The following is an 18,680-nucleotide window of genomic DNA, read 5'->3' on the forward strand; positions in this document are numbered from 1 at the left end:
CCCTTGGTTTGGGGAACAACGGCTCAATGATTTTGTACTGCTCTTTCGTTAGTTCCATAGAGTGGCATTTTACTGACTTTTACGTGAACAGGCCCTAATCTGGGGTAATGGTATAAATAGCACGCTCATGTGTGACAGGAAAGGGGATGGCTTTGAGCAGCTTTTTTCCAACACCGGGGAAATGTTCAACAGGAGGTTCAATTATGAGAATGGGTTATCTTTTTTCAATCCTGCTTTTAGTGTTCTCTTCCTCGCTTCCCGCAAGAGAGGTGGCTGGTATCGAGGTGGCAGAGCGTGTGCAGGCCGGAGGTGCCACCCTGAACCTCAACGGAGCAGGTATCCGTTGGAAGTTTGTTTTCAAGATTTATGTGGGCGCCCTTTACCTCGTTGACAAGGCGGATAGCCCGGAGGCGGTCTACTCCCTTGCCGGTCCCAAGCGTATCGATATGCATATCCTCTACGATGAGATCAGCAGGGATAAACTGGTTGATGGGTGGAATGACGGATTTGAAGGCAATCTCAATGCCGATGAGCTCTCGGCGATGCAATCACGGATCGCCAGCTTCAACAACAGCTTTACGGATGTGAAGGCCGGTGACGTGATAGCCTGGAGATGCTGCCCGGTGAGGGGACCCGGGTCTCAATTCGCGGGGAACAGCGGGCGATGATTCCCGGTGATGACTTTGCGGTGGCGCTGCTGAAGATCTGGCTGGGCCGGTCGCCTGCAGACAACAGCCTGAAAACCGCCATGCTGGGCGGCTGACAGGCCAGGGCATTTTTGAGGTTCTTCGCAAATTAGCGGGAAAAATGAACTTTCTGCCTCTTGCCCATGACGGCAAAGGATAATTGCGATTGCTCAAGGTAGGAGTCCAGTCCTCCGGGCGATCAGGCATTGAATGCAGAATCGCGCTGAGGACAGCGCTCCTGCACTGACTGATCAATCTCCCGAAAACCTGGGATGAACCTTTTCAAACCCTAACCCAGCTTTTTGATGAATACCTTGGAGTTGCGCTGGTAGTTGTACAGTCCCCGCTTCTTCAATGGCAGGGACTTCACCTGTGAAGGCGTAAAGCCGCGCTCCCTGAACCAGTGGGCGGCCTCGGTGGTGAGCACGAAGAGCTGTTCGATGCCCCTGCTCCTGGCCTCGTTCTCCATGTGTGCCAGCAGGGTGTCGCCCCGCCCTCCCCGGCGGTAGTCGGGGTGCACAGTGATACAGGCCAGTTCAGCCATCTTTTCCCTGGGGTAGCAGAAGAGGGCGGCACAGCCGATGATCATGCCGTCGAGTTCCACCACGGTGAAGTGACCGATCTCGGTCTCGAGCAGTTCCCGGGAGCGGCGTACCAGTGTCCCTTGCTTCTCCTGGGGGGCAATAAGTTCAATAACGCCACCCACGTCATCGATTTTCGCGGTCCGAATCTCTTCGTAGGGTTCGGCCGTGAGCATGGTGCCTGCGCCATCACGGGTAAACAGCTCTTTGAGCAGCGCACCATCGCTCTTGCGACCGAGCAGATGTATGCGCCTGACGCCGCTGCGACACGCCTCGGCGGCATTGCGCAGTTGCTGGGAGAAATCCTCCGATAGCGTGGTGCGACGTTTCAGTATCGCATCCACTTCCCTAGGCACCAGGTTGGTGATGAGCCAGCCCCTGGAGTCAGTCAGTCCCTTGCCCTCTGCCAGGTAGATCAACTTGTCAGCGCCGATGGCGATTGCGATGGCGCTTGCCACGTCTGCCGCACTGATGTTGAACACCTCCCCGGTGGGCGAATAGCCAAGGGGCGGTATAAGGACAATGGCGTCAGACTCCACCAGTCTGCAGATGGCGTTGGCATCCACCCGGCGCACCTGGCCGGTGTGGCAGTAGTCGACCCCTTCGCGCACGCCGATGGGTTTTGCAGTGACGAAGTTGCCGGAGGCGACGCGAACCTTGGCGCCGGCCATGGGTGAGTTGGCGAGCCCCATGGAGAGCAGGGCCTCGATCTCCACCCGTACGGCGCCGGCGGCCTCCTTGACGCACCTCAGGGCCTCGTCGTCGGTGACCCGCAGGCCGTTGATGTACTGCATTTTAGCGCCGCGCAATTTCAGCCGTTCTTCGATCTGGGGGCGGGCGCCGGGCACCAGCACCAGGCGAATACCCAGTGCGCGTAGCAGGGCGATGTCATGAATCAACTCGGCAAAGCCGCTCTCTTCCAGCGCCTCTCCGCCAAAGGCGATGACGAAGGTCTTGCCGCGGTGGGCATGGATATAGGGCGACGAGCCACGAAACCAGTCGACAAACGGATCTCTTTTTTTGTTGGGTGTTTTGGCCACTTCTTGTTCCCCGGTTCAATAAAGACTAATTTAACCGTCAAATGACTATATGGCTACGTTTTGTGATGAATTTTCTCTGTTATATCAAGACTAAAGCCCTGTTGGGTGTTGTGCTCTGGTCCGTATTGCTCTCAACTGGTTGTGATGCCCGGGAGTTGGTCACGGTGGAAGTGGGTGGTATTCCCGTTAGTGTGGAAGTTGCATCGGATCCCGATGCGCGCCGCATTGGGCTGATGAGCCGGCGTCATCTCGATGCAGACAAGGGGATGCTGTTCGTCTTTCCCCGCCAGGAGATCAAGGCAATCTGGATGCGGGATACATTGATACCCCTGGATGTCGGTTTCTTTGATATGAAGGGTATGCTGGTCAACTATCTGAGCATGGAACCTCGGACCGAAACACTCCATTTTTCCGTTGCACCGGCAATCTATGCTTTGGAGATGAACCAGGGATGGTATGAGGCCAACGGCATCGAGCCGGGTATGCGACTTGAGCTGCCTTATGCTATCCAGGGTCGTTAGGTCGCTCTATAGACAGAATCGTTTGATCAGGTTACGCAGGATCTCCACCATGGGAGTGATGCGCTCCAGTCCCAGGTATTCATCGGGCTGGTGGGCCTGGTCGATGTCGCCGGGTCCCAGGACAATGGTCTCCATGCCAAGCTGCTGCAGGTAGGGTGCCTCGGTACCGAATGCCACCGCTTCTGCGCTGTAACCGGTGAGTGCCTCGCCGGCTTGAACGATGGCGCTGGATGAGGGTGTCTCCATGGGCGGGATGCCGCTGAAGGGTGACTCCATCTCCAGTGTCAGGCCGCTGTTCTCCATCAGTCGCGTCAAGCGCGCTTTCAACTCACCGCGAAGCTGCGCTATATTCATGCCCGGCAGGGGGCGCAGGTCGATCTGCAGTTCACACTGGGCGCAGATCCGGTTGGGGTTGTCACCGCCGTGTATGTGTCCCAGGTTGAGTGTCGGTACTTCAACTTCGAACAGTGGATTACGATAGCGTGCCTGCAGCGCTTCGCGCCAGGCAAGGATGTCTCCGATGACCTTGTGCATGCCCTCCAGCGCACTGATTCCCAGTGCGGGGTTGCTGGAGTGTCCCGATCGGCCGATGAGCCGGATGGTCTCCATGCTGATGCCCTTGTGCATGCGTACCGGGCGCAGTCCCGTTGGTTCACCGATGGCCGCGTGGCGGCCAAGACACCGGTTGGTTTCCACTAGTGCCTGGGCGCCGCACATGGTGCTCTCCTCGTCGGCAGTGGCGAGCAGGATCAGGGGGTGCTTCAGCTTGGAGAGGTCGAGTTCCCGGGACGCCTCGATGGCCAGGGCGAAAAACGCCTTCATGTCCGAGGTGCCGAGGCCGTAGAGTCGGTTGTCCTGCTCGGTGAGGGTGAAAGGATCGAACCGCCAGCGGTTGTCATCATAGGGAACGGTATCGGTGTGTCCCGAGAGTATCAGTCCGTCGGGTCCGCTTCCCGCCGTGGCGACCAGGTTGTACTTGTCGTCGAAGCCGGGGACGGGGAGTGCTTCCACATTGAACCCCAGTTCCGAGAGCCAGTCATGGAGATGGCCGATCACGGCCCGGTTGCTCTGGTCCCAATGGGGATTGATGCTGCTTACCGACGGGGCGGCAATCAGATGCTTGATCATCTCGATGAGTGAAGGTACGGCCATGGTCCGGGTGGTGTAGTGGGTGGAGTGAAAGATTCTCAGGCGTAACGGGCCAGGTTTTCGAGCCAGCGGTTGATCTCCTTGATGCTCTGCTCGATGAATCCCGGATCCTGGTAGACCTGTGCCATGACGATGGTTCCCTGTCCCCTGGCCAGCAACTGCATGGACAGTTCCCTGGCCTCCTCCGGGTAGCCCATGGCTGCGAACTGCTGGGCCAGCCACTGGTGAAACAGGTCAAACAGTTTGATCGATTCGGCCTTGAGTTCAGGCTGGTCTTTCGCCAGTTCCACGTTGAGAGAACCCATTGGACAGCCTGAACGCAGCAGGCTCGGGGTGCTGTCGTACATGATCTGGACAAAGCGCTCGAGTCGGTCAAGGGGCTCCTTGATGCTGCCTTCCCAGTCGTGCAGCATGGTGGAGATGATCTTCATGCGATGCTGGATCACCGCTTTCAGCATATCGTCCTTGGTCTTGAAGTAGTAATAGATATTGCCGCGCGGTACATCAGCCTCTTCGACCACGTCGGTAAAAGAGGTGCGGTTGTAGCCCTTTCGGTAGAAGAGCTGGTTGGCGGCGTCAACGATACGCTGCCGGGTTTTCTCACTTTTGCTCGGCATGACTCTTTCTGTCTGGCGGCGGAGTGTTGGATTATAGTCCAACACCGGTTATCTGAGGCAGTCGTGTTTGTCGTCATTATCTGTTCCGGTTCCAGATAGGTGCCTGGAGCCGATAAATCGTGGATAATCATCGGTTCTGTATGAATTCAGTAATTTTTTGGAGATCACCATGCCCCAGTATCGTTCCCGTACCACTACCCACGGCCGTAACATGGCAGGCGCCCGGGCGCTGTGGCGCGCAACCGGTATGAAGAACGGGGATTTCGACAAGCCCATCATCGCTGTCGTCAACTCCTTCACCCAGTTCGTGCCTGGCCACGTACACCTCAAGGACCTGGGGCAGATGGTTGCCCGTGAGATCGAGGCGGCAGGCGGCGTGGCCAAGGAGTTCAACACCATCGCGGTGGATGACGGTATCGCCATGGGCCACGGCGGCATGCTCTACTCGCTGCCCTCCCGTGACATCATCGCCGACTCGGTGGAGTACATGGTCAATGCCCATTGCGCCGACGCCATGGTCTGCATCTCCAACTGCGACAAGATCACCCCCGGCATGCTGATGGCCGCCCTGCGGCTCAATATACCGGCGGTCTTCGTCTCCGGCGGACCCATGGAGGCGGGCAAGACCAGGCTGGCGGGCAAGGGCGAGGTGAAGCTCGACCTGGTGGACGCCATGATCTCCGCTGCCGATCCCAACGAGAGCGACGAGGACGTAGAGCAGATCGAGCGCTCGGCCTGTCCTACCTGCGGCTCCTGTTCCGGCATGTTTACCGCCAACTCCATGAACTGTCTTACCGAGGCGCTGGGGCTCAGCCTGCCGGGCAACGGTTCCCTGCTGGCCACCCATGCCGATCGGCGTGAGCTTTTCCTCGAAGCGGGACAGCTTTCCGTCGAACTGGCCAAGCGTTACTACGAGCAGGACGACGCCTCGGTACTGCCGCGCAATATCGCCAACTTTGCCGCCTTTGAGAACGCTATGTGCCTGGATATCGCCATGGGTGGCTCCACCAACACCGTGCTCCACCTGCTTGCTGCTGCCCACGAGGCGAAGGTGGATTTCACTATGGCCGATATCGACCGCCTCTCCCGCAAGGTGCCCAGCCTGTGCAAGGTGGCCCCTTCCACCCAGCTGTACCACATGGAGGATGTGCATCGCGCCGGTGGCGTGATCGGTATCCTCGGTGAACTGGAGAAGGGCGGGTTGCTCAATAGCGACGCGGGTACCGTGCACAGCGGCACCATTCGCGAAGCCATCGAAAAGTGGGACATCAATCGTACCGATGATGAGCATTCCCGTACCCGGTTTCTTGCCGGCCCGGCCGGGGTGCCGAGCCAGGAGGCATTCAGCCAGGATTGCCGCTGGCCGGACCTGGACCTGGACCGGGAAGGCGGCTGTATCCGCGACATGGAATACGCCTACAGCAAGGACGGCGGCCTGGCAGTGCTCTTTGGCAACCTGGCGGAACTGGGCTGTATCGTGAAAACCGCCGGCGTGGACGAGTCGATCCTCAAGTTCAGCGGCCCCGCGCGTATCTTCGAAAGCCAGGATGCAGCCGTAGAGGCGATTCTGGGCGACCAGATCAAAGAAGGCGACGTGGTGCTGATCCGCTACGAGGGGCCCAAGGGCGGCCCCGGCATGCAGGAGATGCTCTATCCCACGAGTTATCTCAAGTCCAAGGGGATGGGCAAGGCTTGTGCCCTGATTACGGACGGGCGCTTCTCAGGGGGTACCTCGGGACTCTCCATCGGCCACTGCTCGCCGGAGGCGGCGGAAGGCGGCACCATCGGTCTGGTGCAGGAGGGGGACACCATTGAGATCGATATTCCCAATCGTTCCATATCTGTTGCGGTGAGCGACGAGGAACTCTCTGCCCGCCGCCAGGCGATGGAGGCCAAGGGCAGTGCAGCCTGGAAACCCGAGAGCCGCGACCGCGTGGTCTCCACGGCCCTGCGGGCCTATGCGGCACTGACCACCAGTGCGGCAAGGGGTGCGGTGAGGGATCTCTCCCAGCTCAAATGAAGGTCTGCACCAGTTAGTAACTAGCCTGGTGCATTGAAATAATAAAGGGGCCGCAAGGCCCCTTTGTTTTTATAGCGCTTGGAGTGGTGTTGTCAGAGTGAGCCCCAGGAGCTCTTGCGACGGTTGATGCGCAGCTTGGGCAGGATCAGGCCCAGAAGGATGCCGCCGCAGATGACACCGGCACCGATCAGGAACCAGTGCTGGGCGCTGTCGTTTTTCAACTCCCGGTTCTCCTGTTTCAGCTCTTCGGTCTGCTGGGTGAGCGCCACCACCTGCTTGCGCAGTTCGTTGCGCTCATTGGAAATGCGTACGGCATTGGAGGCGGTGCGCTGCAGGTTTCTCAGCTCCAGGTCGGTCTCCTGCTTCTGCTGCTGAAGCTTCTCGTGCTCCGTGGTGAGATTCTGGTGCTCCTGCTGCAGGCTGGTCAGCTTGCTGGTCAGGCGCCCCGGCTCCTGCTGGAGCTCATCGAGCTTGGCCTCGGCGATCTGCAGCCGGTCCCGGGCGCTGGGAATATTCATCAGCTGTCGTGTCAGTACAAAGCCGGTGGTGCCGTCCTTTGCTCTCACCCTGGAATACCCGGAATCACGGTTGGATCCCAGAAGCTCCAGTTGATAACCACTGGGCAGCATGCGGATGATTTTATGGGTGGCGCTCTCTCCTGAGCGCATGGTGATTTTAAACTGGTCCGTTACATACCGGCTTTCGGCAAAACTTGTAGAAAGGCCGGCCATCAGCACCAACATCAGCGCAATTCTTTTCACATCTACCTCGTAGGGTTAATGGGGATTGGTTCAGGATGGGGTTATTGTTTCAGAAACAGGCGGTTGCTGTCCAAGCCCGTGGGCATTCGACGGTGAAAACTGTGATTTTATTGGCGGTTATGCACATAGGGCCCGAACCCATAACCGAGCGTCATATATGTTGTCAATAGATTGTTTGTGTTTCTCTGGGCATGCTTGTAAGTGTTAGTTTTTGCATTGAATAATCAGGCTGTTCAAGAATGATACAAATTAACGGGAAACCGCGTTGCAATAGGGCTGTGTGGGAAATTAGGATCTTTTTGCACAGAGTTATCCACAGTTTTTGTGAATAACTCCTGAATCTCTTTTGTGACAATATGATGTGGATAATGTTGAAATAAAAAGATGATAAATATCATGTAAGGCGTTGACTTCGCAGACTTAAGAATAACCTTCCCCCTGGGTGCCAGATTCTTTCATCAAATCGGGTTAATTCATGCCGATCCGTATATAATGCACGCCTTTTGAAAATCTGCAGGTAATCCCGTGATAGAAAAACTCCGCAATATCGCCATCATTGCCCATGTTGACCATGGCAAAACCACCCTGGTGGATGAACTGCTCAAGCAGTCCGGCACCCTGGGTGAGCGTTTTGGCGAGGTTGAGCGGGTGATGGACTCCAATGACCAGGAGAAGGAGCGGGGCATCACCATCCTCTCCAAGAACACGGCCATCAACTGGAACGACTACCGGATCAATATCGTGGATACCCCGGGTCACGCCGATTTTGGCGGGGAGGTGGAACGTGTGCTCTCCATGGTGGACTCGGTGCTGTTGCTGGTCGACGCCCAGGAAGGGCCCATGCCCCAGACCCGCTTCGTTACCCAGAAGGCGTTCAATCACGGACTGCGTCCCATCGTGGTGGTCAACAAGATTGACAAGCCGGGCGCTCGTCCCGATTGGGTGATCGACCAGGTATTCGAGCTTTTTGATCGCCTGGGCGCCACTGACGAACAACTGGATTTTCCCATCATCTACGCCTCCGCCATCAACGGTTATGCCGGTCTTGATGATGATGTGCGTGACGGGGATATGACGCCACTGTTCGAAGCGATCGTCGAACACTGCCCGGTCCCGGAAGTGGACCCGGATGGTCCATTCCAGATGCAGGTATCCAACCTGGACTACAACAGCTACGTTGGTGCCATTGCAGTGGGCCGTGTCACCCGTGGATCGGTAAAGCCCAACCAGCAGGTTATCGTCTCCAAGTACGATGGCGAGGAGCACAAGGCGAAGATCGGTATCGTTTACGGTTACATGGGCCTTCAGCGCCACGAGGTTGAGCAGGCCAGTGCCGGGGATATCATCGCAATCACCGGTATCGAAGCCCCCAATGTCTCCGATACGCTCTGTGATCCGGATAACGTGGAGCCGCTGCCTGCCCTCAGCGTGGATGAGCCTACCGTCTCCATGACCTTTCAGGTCAATGCCTCGCCATTTGCCGGCAAGGAGGGCAAGTACCTTACCTCCCGTCAGCTCAAGGACCGACTGGAGAGAGAGTTGATCCACAACGTGGCATTGCGGGTGGAAGAGGGCACCGATCCGGAGAAATTCAAGGTCTCGGGGCGTGGTGAGCTGCACCTGTCGGTGCTGCTGGAGAGCATGCGTCGCGAGGGTTATGAACTGGCGGTCTCCCGTCCCGAGGTGATCTTCCGCGAGGTGGATGGCGAGGTGTGCGAACCTTACGAACAGCTCACGGTGGATATCGAGGAGGCGCACCAGGGCGCCATCATGGAGGCACTGGGTACCCGCAAGGGTGAACTCAAGAACATGGAACCGGACGGTCAGGGGCGGGTGCGCCTCGATTACATTATTCCGTCCCGGGGACTGATCGGTTTTCAGACCGAATTCATGACCAGCACCTCCGGTACCGGGTTGATCTACCATGTATTCGATCACTACGGCCCGGCCCAGCATGGGGCTATTGCGCCGCGCAAGAATGGCGTGTTGATCTCCAACGGCCAGGGCAAGGTGCTTGGCTATGCACTGATGAACCTCCAGGAGCGGGGCAAGCTGTTCGCGTCTCCGGGTGATGAGGTCTACGAGGGGCAGATCGTGGGCATTCACGCCCGCGACAATGACCTGACGGTCAATCCGCTGAAGGCGAAGCAGTTGACCAACATTCGTGCTTCCGGCAAGGACGATGCGGTGATGTTGACACCACCGCTGAAGTACAGCCTGGAGCAGGCGTTGGAGTTCATCGAGGACGACGAGCTGGTGGAGATTACCCCCTCTGCCATTCGCCTGCGCAAGCGCTTCCTCAAGGAGCACGAGCGCAAAAGGGCTTCCCGCCAGAGCGCTGAATAATCATTGATCCGGCAATTCAATTGCCGGATCAATGATTTTCAGGGGGCTGAAATGAGAAAACCCCGACAGCAATCCATGCTGTCGGGGCGTGTCGCCGGGCTTGGTTGGCAAAGGGTGTCCAATCCTTAGACTCGTCCCAGGGCTTGGGATCCTATTCCTTGGGCGTCCGTGGTTGGCGACAAGTATAGAGTCTCATAAAACGAAGGGGATTACTGTAAGGTGATTCCCCGGAATTTGTAAGAATTTTCTGAAACGTGCTTAGGGAATACCCCTGAATTACACGTTAGATATGTATTGTTAGGCAGGATGGGGGGCAAGGTATGATCGGTTTGCTGCAGCGGGTTAGTGCTTCCCGTGTCTAGGTGGACAGTGAAACCGTCGGCCGGATCGATGTCGGCCTGATGGTGCTGGTGGGGGTAGAGCGTGGAGATGACGAAGCCAAGGCGGACCGGTTGCTGGAGCGGCTTTTGGGTTACCGGGTCTTCCCCGACGAAACGGGACGCATGAATCTTAGTCTGAGGGATATTGGAGGTGGCCTGCTGTTGGTTCCCCAGTTCACCCTGGCCGCGGATACCCGCAAGGGCACCCGCCCCTGTTTCTCCACGGCGGCACACCCGGAGGAGGGGGGCGGTTGTTCAGTTATCTCTGTGAACGTGCTGCAGCGGAATATTCCCAGGTGGCTACCGGCGTTTTCGGTGCTGACATGCAGGTTAGCCTGACCAACGACGGGCCGGTTACCTTCTGGCTTCAGGTGTGAATAGCCTGTAATATCCAGGGTTTGGAGTAGATTGGTGGTCATATGCCGGATTTTCCGGATGGCCCATTTTTCAATTGTTTGGAGTCCGATGGATGCAGCGTACAGCTGAGATCGAGCGTAATACCCTCGAAACCCAGATCAAAATCGGTATTAACCTGGATGGGACCGGTGTTTCCAACCTGGATACCGGGATGCCGTTTCTTGAGCACATGCTGGACCAGGTTGCCCGGCACGGCCTGATTGACCTTGATATCAAGGCCAAAGGTGATCTGCACATCGACGGGCACCACACGGCAGAGGATATCGGTATTGCACTGGGCCAGGCGATGGACCAGGCCGTGGGTGATAAAAAGGGTATCCGGCGTTACGGCCACGCCTATGTTCCACTGGACGAGGCGCTGGCGAGGGTGGTGATCGATTTTTCGGGCCGTCCCGGACTGGAGTTCGGGGTGGAGTTTACCCGTGCCCGTATCGGTGATTTCGATACCGAACTCTTCTACGAGTTCTTTCAGGGTTTTATCAATCACGCCAAGGTGACGTTGCACATTGACAGCCTGCGTGGGCGCAACGCGCACCACATCGCAGAGACCATCTTCAAGGCGTTCGGGCGTGCCCTGCGCATGGCCCTGGAAGAGGATCCGCGGATGGCTGGGATGCTGCCTTCCACCAAGGGCAGTCTCTAGCACAGCCAGATAACATCAGATTTTTTCGGCAGTATAAGTATGTCTAAAACAATCGCAGTCATAGATTATGGCATGGGCAATCTGCGCTCTGTCTCCAAGGCGGTAGGGCACGTGGCCGATGCCGGGGACAGGGTTATCGTTACCGATGAGCCCGATAAGATTCTCTCTGCAGACCGGGTGGTTTTTCCCGGACAGGGGGCGGCGCGCGACTGCATGGCGGCCATCTCCGATCACCACCTGAACAAGGCGGTGCTGGATGCTGCCCACAGCAAGCCGTTCTTCGGTATCTGCATGGGGCTGCAGGTGCTGATGCAGTTCAGTGAAGAGAACGACGGAGCAGATCTGCTGGGCCTGATCCCGGGTCACGTGACCCGTTTCCCTGACGACCATGTTGTGGAGGGTCAGCATCTGAAGATTCCCCAGATGGGCTGGAACCGTGTTCACCAGGAGAGTGCGCATCCGCTGTGGGAAGGAATAGACCAGGACAGCCGTTTCTACTTTGTACACAGCTACTACGTTGTGCCGGAGGACGACTCGCTGGTGGCAGGCACTACCGACTACGGTGTCAACTTTGCCAGTGTGCTGGCCAGGGATAACCTGTTTGCTACCCAGTTTCATCCGGAAAAGAGCGCAGACGCCGGTCTGCGCCTGATGAAAAATTTCCTGAACTGGAATATCTGAAATTATTAATAGGGCAGAAGAGCGTGTTACTGATACCTGCAATTGACTTGAAAGACGGCAAGTGTGTTCGCCTGCGCCAGGGGCGCATGGAGGACGATACCGTATTCTCCGACGATCCCGTGGCCATGGCCGGTCGCTGGGTGGATGCCGGCGCGCGCCGCCTGCACCTGGTGGATCTCAACGGCGCCTTTGCGGGCGAGCCGGTCAACGGTGAAGTGATTCGAGCAATCGCCAAGGCGTATCCTGATCTGCCGATCCAGGTGGGCGGGGGTATACGTGATGAGGCGACAGTCCAGGCCTACCTGGATGCCGGTGTCGACTACGCCATCATCGGTACCCAGGCAGTCAAGGAGCCGGAGTTCGTCGGCCGCGCCTGCAAGGCGTTTCCGGGGCACGTCATCGTGGGCCTGGATGCGAAAGACGGCATGGTCGCTATCGACGGATGGGCGACGGTGACCGAGCACAGGGTGACGGACCTGGCCAAGCGCTTCGAAGAGGATGGCGTCTCTGCCATTGTCTATACCGACATCGGCCGGGACGGCATGCTCTCCGGGCCCAATGTGGAGGCAACTGCTGCACTGGGCGAGGCGATCTCCATTCCGGTTGTGGCTTCCGGCGGTATCACCAACATCGATGATATCCGGGCGCTTTGCGAGGCTGCATCCTCCGGCATTATGGGCGCCATCACCGGGCGTGCGATCTATGAAGGTACCCTCGACTTTGCCGAGGGCCAGAAACTGGCCGACTCCCTGGCCAGCTGAGTGTTAACGATCAATTGAAGAAGCGGGACATCCCATGCTAGCCAAACGTATCATTCCCTGTCTCGACGTGGACGCCGGACGCGTGGTCAAAGGCGTGAAGTTCGTGGAGATCCGTGATGCGGGCGACCCGGTGGAAGTAGCCAGGCGTTATAACGAAGAGGGAGCCGACGAGATCACCTTTCTCGATATTACGGCAAGCTCAGATGATCGCGATACGATCGTACATGTAGTAGAGGAAGTGGCCAGCGAAGTGTTCATCCCCCTCACAGTCGGCGGAGGTATTCGCACCACCGAGGATGTGCGCCGCATGCTCAATGCCGGTGCCGACAAGGTGGCGATCAATACAGCCGCGGTCTTCAATCCGGAGTTTGTGAAGGAGGCTGCAGGCCGCTTTGGTTCCCAGTGCATCGTTGTCGCGATAGACGCCAAGAAGGTCAGTGGGGAGAATGAGCCGCTGAAATGGGAGATCTTTACCCACGGCGGGCGTAAACCCACCGGGCTCGATGCCATCGAGTGGGCGCGCAAGATGGTGGATTACGGTGCCGGCGAGATTCTGCTCACCAGCATGGACCGGGATGGGACCAAGATCGGTTTTGACCTGGCGCTGACCCGTGCCATCAGTGAAGCGGTAAGCGTGCCGGTGATCGCCTCAGGCGGTGTGGGCGAATTGCAGCACTTGGTGGATGGTGTGGTCGAAGGGGCAGCCGATGCGGTACTGGCGGCCAGTATCTTCCACTTTGCAGAGTACAGTATCGGTGAGGCCAAGCAGTACATGGCCGAAAGAGGTGTGGAAGTAAAGCTTTGATTGAAGGCGGAGGGCGTCGGATGAAGGGATCTGTCAGGTACGCAATTGCAACTCTGCTGGCGGCAGTGTTACTGCAACTTGGAATTGCCCATGGGGCCTCTACGGACCAGGAGACCAAGATGGCGGAGGTTCTGGAGGTGCTGAGTGACCTGCAGGGCATACCCGAGGAGTCCATACCGCTAGCGCTGCTGAAAAATGCAGGCGCAGTGGCCATCATACCCAACGTGGTGAAAGTCGGGCTGGTAGTCGGCGGACGTTACGGCAAGGGGGTGGTCAGTGTGCGTCGCGAGGATGGCAGTTGGAGTGATCCCCTGTTTCTCTCTGTAACCGGCGGCAGTGTTGGTTGGCAGATCGGCGCCCAGTCCACTGATGTGGTACTGGTGTTCAAGTCACGCAAGAGCGTCGACAGCCTGGTGAAGGGAAAATTCACCCTGGGTGCAGATGCCTCTATTGCTGCCGGGCCCATAGGTCGTAAGGCGACCGCTGCAACAGACGCGCAGCTTGAATCAGAGATCTACTCCTATTCACGGAGCCGTGGGCTGTTTGTCGGTATCGCCCTGGATGGTGCTTCCCTAGCAGTGGAGCACGAAGATAACGCAAGATATTACCACGAAGATAACGCAAGATATTACCACGAAGATAACGCAAGATATTACCACGAAGATAACGCAAGATATTACCACGAAGATAACGCAAGATATTACAGGGTGTCGGAGATTTCGGCCGACAGGATCATTGAGCGTACTGAGAGCGCAATCCCCGAATCGGCTGACCGGCTGAGGCAGATGCTTTCAGAACAGGCGAAGAACTAGTGTTAACAGGTCTTGTCTTATGAGTGATGTACTTGAACGTTTGGCAGAGGTGCTGGAGGAGCGCAAGTCAGCGCAGCCCGATAGCTCCTACGTGGCCAAGCTTTACTCCAAGGGGTTGGATTCGATCCTGAAAAAGATCGGGGAAGAGGCCACCGAGACCGTCATGGCTGCAAAAGACGGCGATGCCGATAAAATTGTCTATGAAACGGCGGACCTCTGGTTTCACTCCATGGTGCTGCTCGCCCAGCAGGGGCTTGGGCCGGGGGATGTGCTGGCGGAACTGGATCGTCGTTTCGGTCTTTCCGGCCTGGATGAGAAGGCGAGTCGGGACGCGGAATAAACCCCTGCGCCAAAGCAAATTTTCGGTTATTATCGGCGATCTGTAGCGGAACGGAGTTCTGCAGAAAAAGCAATTTTCCATGGGGCTGGATACATGAAGACAAAGACCCCGTGTAGGTAATCTGGAGAAGGTAATGGGTATTGGTGGAATCAGTATTTGGCAGTTGTTGATTGTTCTGGTGATCGTTCTGCTGTTGTTCGGAACGAAACGCCTGAAGAATATCGGGTCGGACCTGGGTAATGCCGTGAAAGGCTTCAAGGGTGCCGTGAAGGACGAAGAGAAGGCGGCCGAGCAGGCCAAGCTGGAAGAGGCTGGCAAGGACGACGTGATCGAAGGTGAAGCCACGGTCGAGAAGAAGGAAAAGTCCTGATTCGTGCGCCATTGGCGCGCTTGATCTGCTGAAATCCTAACCATGTTTGATGTCGGTTTTTTTGAACTGTTGATCCTGGGTCTGGTGGCCTTGTTGGTCGTGGGGCCCGAGCGACTGCCTAAGCTGGCCCATACTGCCGGCAAGTGGCTCGGCAAGGGGCGCAGTATGATCTCTTCCGTAAAGGCTGATATCGACAAGGAGATCAAGGCGGAAGAGCTCAAGCAGGTTCTGGAAGAGCAGAAGAAAAAGATGAATCCCCTGGAGGAGGTCATAGAAGAGACCTCCAGCACCATGCAGGATCTCAAGAACGAAACCGAATCCACCGTGAGAGACGCCCAGAATACCTTGGGCGACTCAAAACCGGCGTCCACCGATACGACAAATGACTCAGAGCAAAGATCCGGCGGATAACGGCTCCCTGCAGGAGCAACCCTTCGTCTCTCACCTGGTTGAACTGCGCGATCGCCTGATGAAGGCTGTCGTTGTGGTGATCATTGTTTTTCTGTGTCTTTTCCCGTTCGCCAACGATATCTATCAGCTTATTTCAGCGCCGCTGTTGGCGAAGCTGCCCCAGGGCGACCAGATGATCGCCACCGGCGTGATCTCCCCCTTCCTCGCGCCATTCAAACTGGCGCTGGTAGCTGCAATTTTCTTCGCCATGCCCTACCTGCTCTACCAGCTCTGGGCTTTCATTGCTCCCGGGCTGTACAAGCATGAGAAACGGGTGCTGATCCCCATGGTCGGCTCTAGTGCGATCCTCTTCTACATGGGCGCTGCCTTTGCCTTCTACGTGGTGTTCCCCCTGGTGTTCGCCTTCATGGTGGCCACCACGCCGGAAGGGGTCAACATGGCTCCGGATATCACCCAGTACCTGGAGTTCGTGCTGACCCTGTTCTTTGCCTTCGGGCTCGCTTTCGAAGTGCCCATCGCGACCATCATCCTGGTCTGGATGGGTGTGACGACCCCGGAGAGCCTCGCCCACAAGCGTCCCTATATCATTGTCGGTGCCTTCTGTGTCGGCATGCTGCTGACGCCGCCGGACGTCATCTCCCAGACCCTGCTGGCCCTGCCCATGTGGGTTCTTTTCGAGGTGGGTCTCTTCTTTTCTCGTGTTGTGTATCGCGACCGACAGAGGCGCGTGGCGGCGGAAGAGGCTGAGTATGAGTCAGATACCCCTTCTGCAACTGCGGCCCCAGCAGCGGTTACTGCCACGGCATCCAGTGGGGAGGCTGCTGCATCTACTGAGACATTAACGGATTTCTTTGATGGCGATATGACACCGGAGGATCTGGAGAAGGCAGTTGACACTGATCGGTTCGTACCTCTGAGCGAAGAGGAGCTGGATGAGGAGCTCGACGCCATCGAGGCCGAAGACGCCATCGAGGCCGAAGAGGATGATGATGACTACAATGAATCGGATCTCGGCGAGGATGATGGCGGCATGTCAGATGAGCTGCTGGAAGAGAAGCTGAGATTGGTACAGGAGCTGCGCGACCAGGAAGAGGAGACCAAGGCGCGCGGTGTGCTTTACGAACTGCTGGGTCATGCCAATGACGAACAGGCCAAGGTGGTGCGTAACATTCTCGATCAGCTCGACGGTATTGACGAATAGTCTGCAGGTGATACGGCAACCTTTTTGATAACTGCCGGTCCAATCCGTCATCCTGGGATAATAACAACCGATGGTGGAATCATGGCCCGAGTCCTTGCTGTTTTTCTTGCGCTTCTTTTTACGCTCTCTGCACAGGGCTCCGTCTCCAATCAGCTGAAGGATCATCCCTCGCCTTACCTGGCCCTGCACGGCAATGACCCCGTCCATTGGCAGGCCTGGGGCGCAGAGGTTCTCGAGCGCGCCCGGCGCGAGAACAAACTGATCTTTATTGCCAGTGGCTATTTTGCCTGTCACTGGTGCCACGTGATGCAGCGTGAAAGTTACCAGGATCCCGAAATAGCCCGATTTCTTAATACGCACTTCATCCCGGTGAAGGTGGATCGTGAACTTCAGCCCACCCTGGACGCACACCTGATCAACTTCGTTGAAAAGACCAGGGGTAGTGCCGGTTGGCCTCTCAATGTTTTTCTTACCCCTGAAGGCTATCCGCTGGTCGGGCTCACTTACGCGCCTCCGAAACCGTTCATGGGGCTGCTGGAGAAGCTTGAAACTCGCTGGGCTGAGCGTGCGGATGATCTCAAGGAGGCGGCACGCCTTGCCTCCCTGGCGATGAAGGAGGAGAGGGTCGATGCAAAGCCCCTGGCGTCCATCGATGCGGAAGGACTCCACGTCGGCCTGGTGACCATGGCCCTGGCCCTGGGGGATGAGATGGAGGGTGGTCTTGGCATGCAACCCCGTTTTCCCATGGCGCCCCAGTGGTCTGCGTTGATTGATCGCCTGTCCCATGGCCGGGATGAGAAGCTGGCCGAGTTGATCAGCCTGACGCTTGATCAGATGGCAAAACAGGGACTGAGAGATCACATAGGTGGTGGTTTCTTTCGCTATACCGTGGACCCGAGTTGGCAGGTACCTCACTACGAGAAGATGCTCTACACCCAGGCGCTGCTCAGTCAGCTCTATCTCAAAGCGGCCCATGCTTTTGGCCGATCTGAGTATAAAGAGGTTGCAAGGGACACCCTGGATTTCGCCCTGCGTGAGCTGAAGCAGGACAATGGCGGTTTTATTGCCAGCCTTTCCGCTGTGGATGAGGACGACGAAGAGGGTGGCGGTTATCTCTGGCGTGACGCGCAGTTGAAGCAGGCGCTGTCCGGTCAGGAACTGCAGTTTGCCCGCAAGCGCTGGCGCCTGGAAGGAACGTCGCCGACCGAAGGTGGTTATCTGCCCGTGGATCACCAATCGGTCAGTTCCCTTTCCAAGGCACAGGGGGCCGATCTGTCACAGCTCGAGATCACTGTAAAGCGTAAACTGCTGAAGGCCAGGGAGTCCCGCAAGCACCCCCAGGATACCAAGCAGCTTGCAGCATGGAATGGGCTCATGTTGTTGGCGCTGGTGGATGGTGCACGGGAGTTCGGTGACGCCCGGTACAGGAAGAGTGCATCGGATTTACGTGATTTCCTGGTGAACCGATTGTGGAATGGCGAGCGCCTGTTCAGGGCGCGAGATGGGAAGCGCAACCTCGGTAGTGCGGCAATGGAGGACTATGTTTATGTGGCTGCCGGTCTGCATGCCTGGTCACGCCTTTCCGGCTCAAAAGCGGACTATCATCTGTCCCGCACCCTGGTGAAACAGGCCTGGGATCGGTACTTCACTGCAGACGGATGGCAAAGCACTGATGAATCCCTGGTACCCGGAATTGCAAGCGAGCAGGCAATGACCGATGGGCCCCTGCCTTCGCCCGCTGCCATGTTGATCGAACTGAGCTTCAGCTTTGAGGATAAAGCGTTGGTGTCAAAAGCAAAACAGGCATTGACGCTCAGTTACCCGGTCGTTCAGGATCAACCCATATGGTACGCGAGCCATATCCAGGCGCTGATGAAGAACCCTCTGTGAGCTACCGGTAACGCATTCGCGTACCATGCAGTAATGAGAGACTGATCTCTTCTGCGCTCAGTGCCTTGGGAAAATACGTACCTGAGATCTTGGCGCCGATGATACTGGCCCCCTCCAGGTTGGTTTTAGATAGATCCAGTCCTCTAAGGTCTTGTGGCTCTCGGTCTGTTGTTGAGGCGGTGCATTACATGCTCAACCTGAGCATCACTCACCTCACTAAAATCGGTACCTTTTGGAAAATACTGCCG

The 18,680-nt window shown here is 57.2% G+C and carries 17 protein-coding genes and 4 pseudogenes; 15 read left to right on the forward strand and 6 right to left on the reverse strand.

What is annotated here, in order from left to right; genetic code table 11:
- The first annotated feature begins 209 nt into the window (after nt 1–209).
- Nucleotides 210–763, forward strand: a pseudogene (locus tag BOW53_RS07720) (chalcone isomerase family protein).
- 212 nt (nt 764–975) lie between these two features.
- On the opposite strand, the gene argA reads toward BOW53_RS07720, so the two are convergent.
- Nucleotides 976–2,307 (reverse strand): amino-acid N-acetyltransferase, encoded by a 1,332-nt coding sequence (argA, locus tag BOW53_RS07725; RefSeq protein ID WP_078487310.1) that lies wholly within the window; start codon nt 2,305–2,307, stop codon nt 976–978.
- A gap of 65 nt (nt 2,308–2,372) precedes the next feature.
- Here argA and BOW53_RS07730 point away from each other — a divergent pair, with 65 nt between their 5' ends.
- Nucleotides 2,373–2,828, forward strand: a complete 456-nt coding sequence (locus BOW53_RS07730; RefSeq protein WP_172838822.1) for a DUF192 domain-containing protein — start codon at nt 2,373–2,375, stop codon at nt 2,826–2,828.
- Nucleotides 2,829–2,834: 6 nt separating this feature from the next.
- Here BOW53_RS07730 and argE read toward each other — a convergent pair whose 3' ends face one another.
- Nucleotides 2,835–3,980 carry an acetylornithine deacetylase gene (gene argE / locus BOW53_RS07735; RefSeq protein WP_078487314.1) on the reverse strand — a complete coding sequence of 382 codons (1,146 nt, stop codon included), beginning with the start codon at nt 3,978–3,980 and terminating at the stop codon, nt 2,835–2,837.
- A gap of 35 nt (nt 3,981–4,015) precedes the next feature.
- On the reverse strand, nt 4,016–4,594 hold the full coding sequence (locus BOW53_RS07740) for a TetR/AcrR family transcriptional regulator (protein WP_078487316.1): 579 nt from the start codon (nt 4,592–4,594) through the stop codon (nt 4,016–4,018).
- A gap of 169 nt (nt 4,595–4,763) precedes the next feature.
- Between BOW53_RS07740 and ilvD the strand changes: the two genes are divergently transcribed.
- Nucleotides 4,764–6,614, forward strand: a complete 1,851-nt coding sequence (ilvD, locus tag BOW53_RS07745) for a dihydroxy-acid dehydratase (RefSeq protein WP_078487340.1) — start codon at nt 4,764–4,766, stop codon at nt 6,612–6,614.
- 92 nt (nt 6,615–6,706) lie between these two features.
- On the opposite strand, the gene BOW53_RS07750 is transcribed toward ilvD, so the two are convergent.
- Entirely contained in the window at nt 6,707–7,375 is a 669-nt protein-coding gene (locus tag BOW53_RS07750) for a TIGR04211 family SH3 domain-containing protein (RefSeq protein WP_135607045.1), read from the reverse strand.
- Nucleotides 7,376–7,900: 525 nt separating this feature from the next.
- Between BOW53_RS07750 and typA the strand changes: the two genes are divergently transcribed.
- The 12 genes and pseudogenes from typA to BOW53_RS07810 all read left to right on the forward strand — a co-directional run bounded on the left by typA (nt 7,901) and on the right by BOW53_RS07810 (nt 18,432).
- Nucleotides 7,901–9,721 carry a translational GTPase TypA gene (gene typA / locus BOW53_RS07755; protein ID WP_078487320.1) on the forward strand — a complete coding sequence of 607 codons (1,821 nt, stop codon included), beginning with the start codon at nt 7,901–7,903 and terminating at the stop codon, nt 9,719–9,721.
- A gap of 401 nt (nt 9,722–10,122) precedes the next feature.
- Nucleotides 10,123–10,478 (forward strand): annotated as a pseudogene (gene dtd / locus BOW53_RS07760) (D-aminoacyl-tRNA deacylase).
- A gap of 92 nt (nt 10,479–10,570) precedes the next feature.
- On the forward strand, nt 10,571–11,161 hold the full coding sequence (gene hisB, locus BOW53_RS07765; protein WP_078487322.1) for an imidazoleglycerol-phosphate dehydratase HisB: 591 nt from the start codon (nt 10,571–10,573) through the stop codon (nt 11,159–11,161).
- A 39-nt stretch (nt 11,162–11,200) separates the two neighbouring features.
- Nucleotides 11,201–11,842 (forward strand): imidazole glycerol phosphate synthase subunit HisH, encoded by a 642-nt coding sequence (gene hisH / locus BOW53_RS07770; RefSeq protein WP_078487324.1) that lies wholly within the window; start codon nt 11,201–11,203, stop codon nt 11,840–11,842.
- Nucleotides 11,843–11,865: 23 nt separating this feature from the next.
- Nucleotides 11,866–12,603, forward strand: coding sequence for a 1-(5-phosphoribosyl)-5-[(5-phosphoribosylamino)methylideneamino]imidazole-4-carboxamide isomerase (gene hisA, locus BOW53_RS07775; RefSeq protein ID WP_078487326.1), 738 nt, complete (start codon nt 11,866–11,868; stop codon nt 12,601–12,603).
- Nucleotides 12,604–12,637: 34 nt separating this feature from the next.
- Entirely contained in the window at nt 12,638–13,408 is a 771-nt protein-coding gene (gene hisF / locus BOW53_RS07780; protein ID WP_078487328.1) for an imidazole glycerol phosphate synthase subunit HisF, read from the forward strand.
- A 20-nt stretch (nt 13,409–13,428) separates the two neighbouring features.
- Nucleotides 13,429–14,220 (forward strand): lipid-binding SYLF domain-containing protein, encoded by a 792-nt coding sequence (locus BOW53_RS07785; RefSeq protein WP_078487329.1) that lies wholly within the window; start codon nt 13,429–13,431, stop codon nt 14,218–14,220.
- A gap of 19 nt (nt 14,221–14,239) precedes the next feature.
- Nucleotides 14,240–14,560, forward strand: a complete 321-nt coding sequence (locus BOW53_RS07790) for a phosphoribosyl-ATP diphosphatase (RefSeq protein WP_078487331.1) — start codon at nt 14,240–14,242, stop codon at nt 14,558–14,560.
- A gap of 133 nt (nt 14,561–14,693) precedes the next feature.
- Nucleotides 14,694–14,930, forward strand: a complete 237-nt coding sequence (tatA, locus tag BOW53_RS07795) for a Sec-independent protein translocase subunit TatA (RefSeq protein WP_078487332.1) — start codon at nt 14,694–14,696, stop codon at nt 14,928–14,930.
- A 42-nt stretch (nt 14,931–14,972) separates the two neighbouring features.
- On the forward strand, nt 14,973–15,341 hold the full coding sequence (gene tatB, locus BOW53_RS07800; RefSeq protein ID WP_078487334.1) for a Sec-independent protein translocase protein TatB: 369 nt from the start codon (nt 14,973–14,975) through the stop codon (nt 15,339–15,341).
- A complete protein-coding gene (gene tatC / locus BOW53_RS07805) occupies nt 15,313–16,542 on the forward strand; it encodes a twin-arginine translocase subunit TatC (RefSeq protein ID WP_078487336.1) in 1,230 nt (409 codons plus the stop codon). The genes tatB and tatC overlap by 29 nt, the downstream gene beginning before the upstream one ends.
- 81 nt (nt 16,543–16,623) lie before the next feature.
- Complete coding sequence (locus BOW53_RS07810) at nt 16,624–18,432, forward strand: thioredoxin domain-containing protein (protein ID WP_078487338.1); 1,809 nt, start codon at nt 16,624–16,626, stop codon at nt 18,430–18,432.
- A gap of 1 nt (nt 18,433) precedes the next feature.
- On the opposite strand, the pseudogene BOW53_RS07815 reads toward BOW53_RS07810, so the two are convergent.
- Nucleotides 18,434–18,583: pseudogene (locus BOW53_RS07815) on the reverse strand (pentapeptide repeat-containing protein); the annotation flags it as partial.
- Nucleotides 18,576–18,680, reverse strand: a pseudogene (locus BOW53_RS13210) (IS30 family transposase); the annotation flags it as partial. The pseudogenes BOW53_RS13210 and BOW53_RS07815, both read right to left, overlap by 8 nt.

Origin of the sequence: Solemya velesiana gill symbiont, assembly GCF_002020805.1 — a bacterium.
Classification (GTDB): Bacteria; Pseudomonadota; Gammaproteobacteria; order Chromatiales; family Chromatiaceae; genus Sedimenticola_A.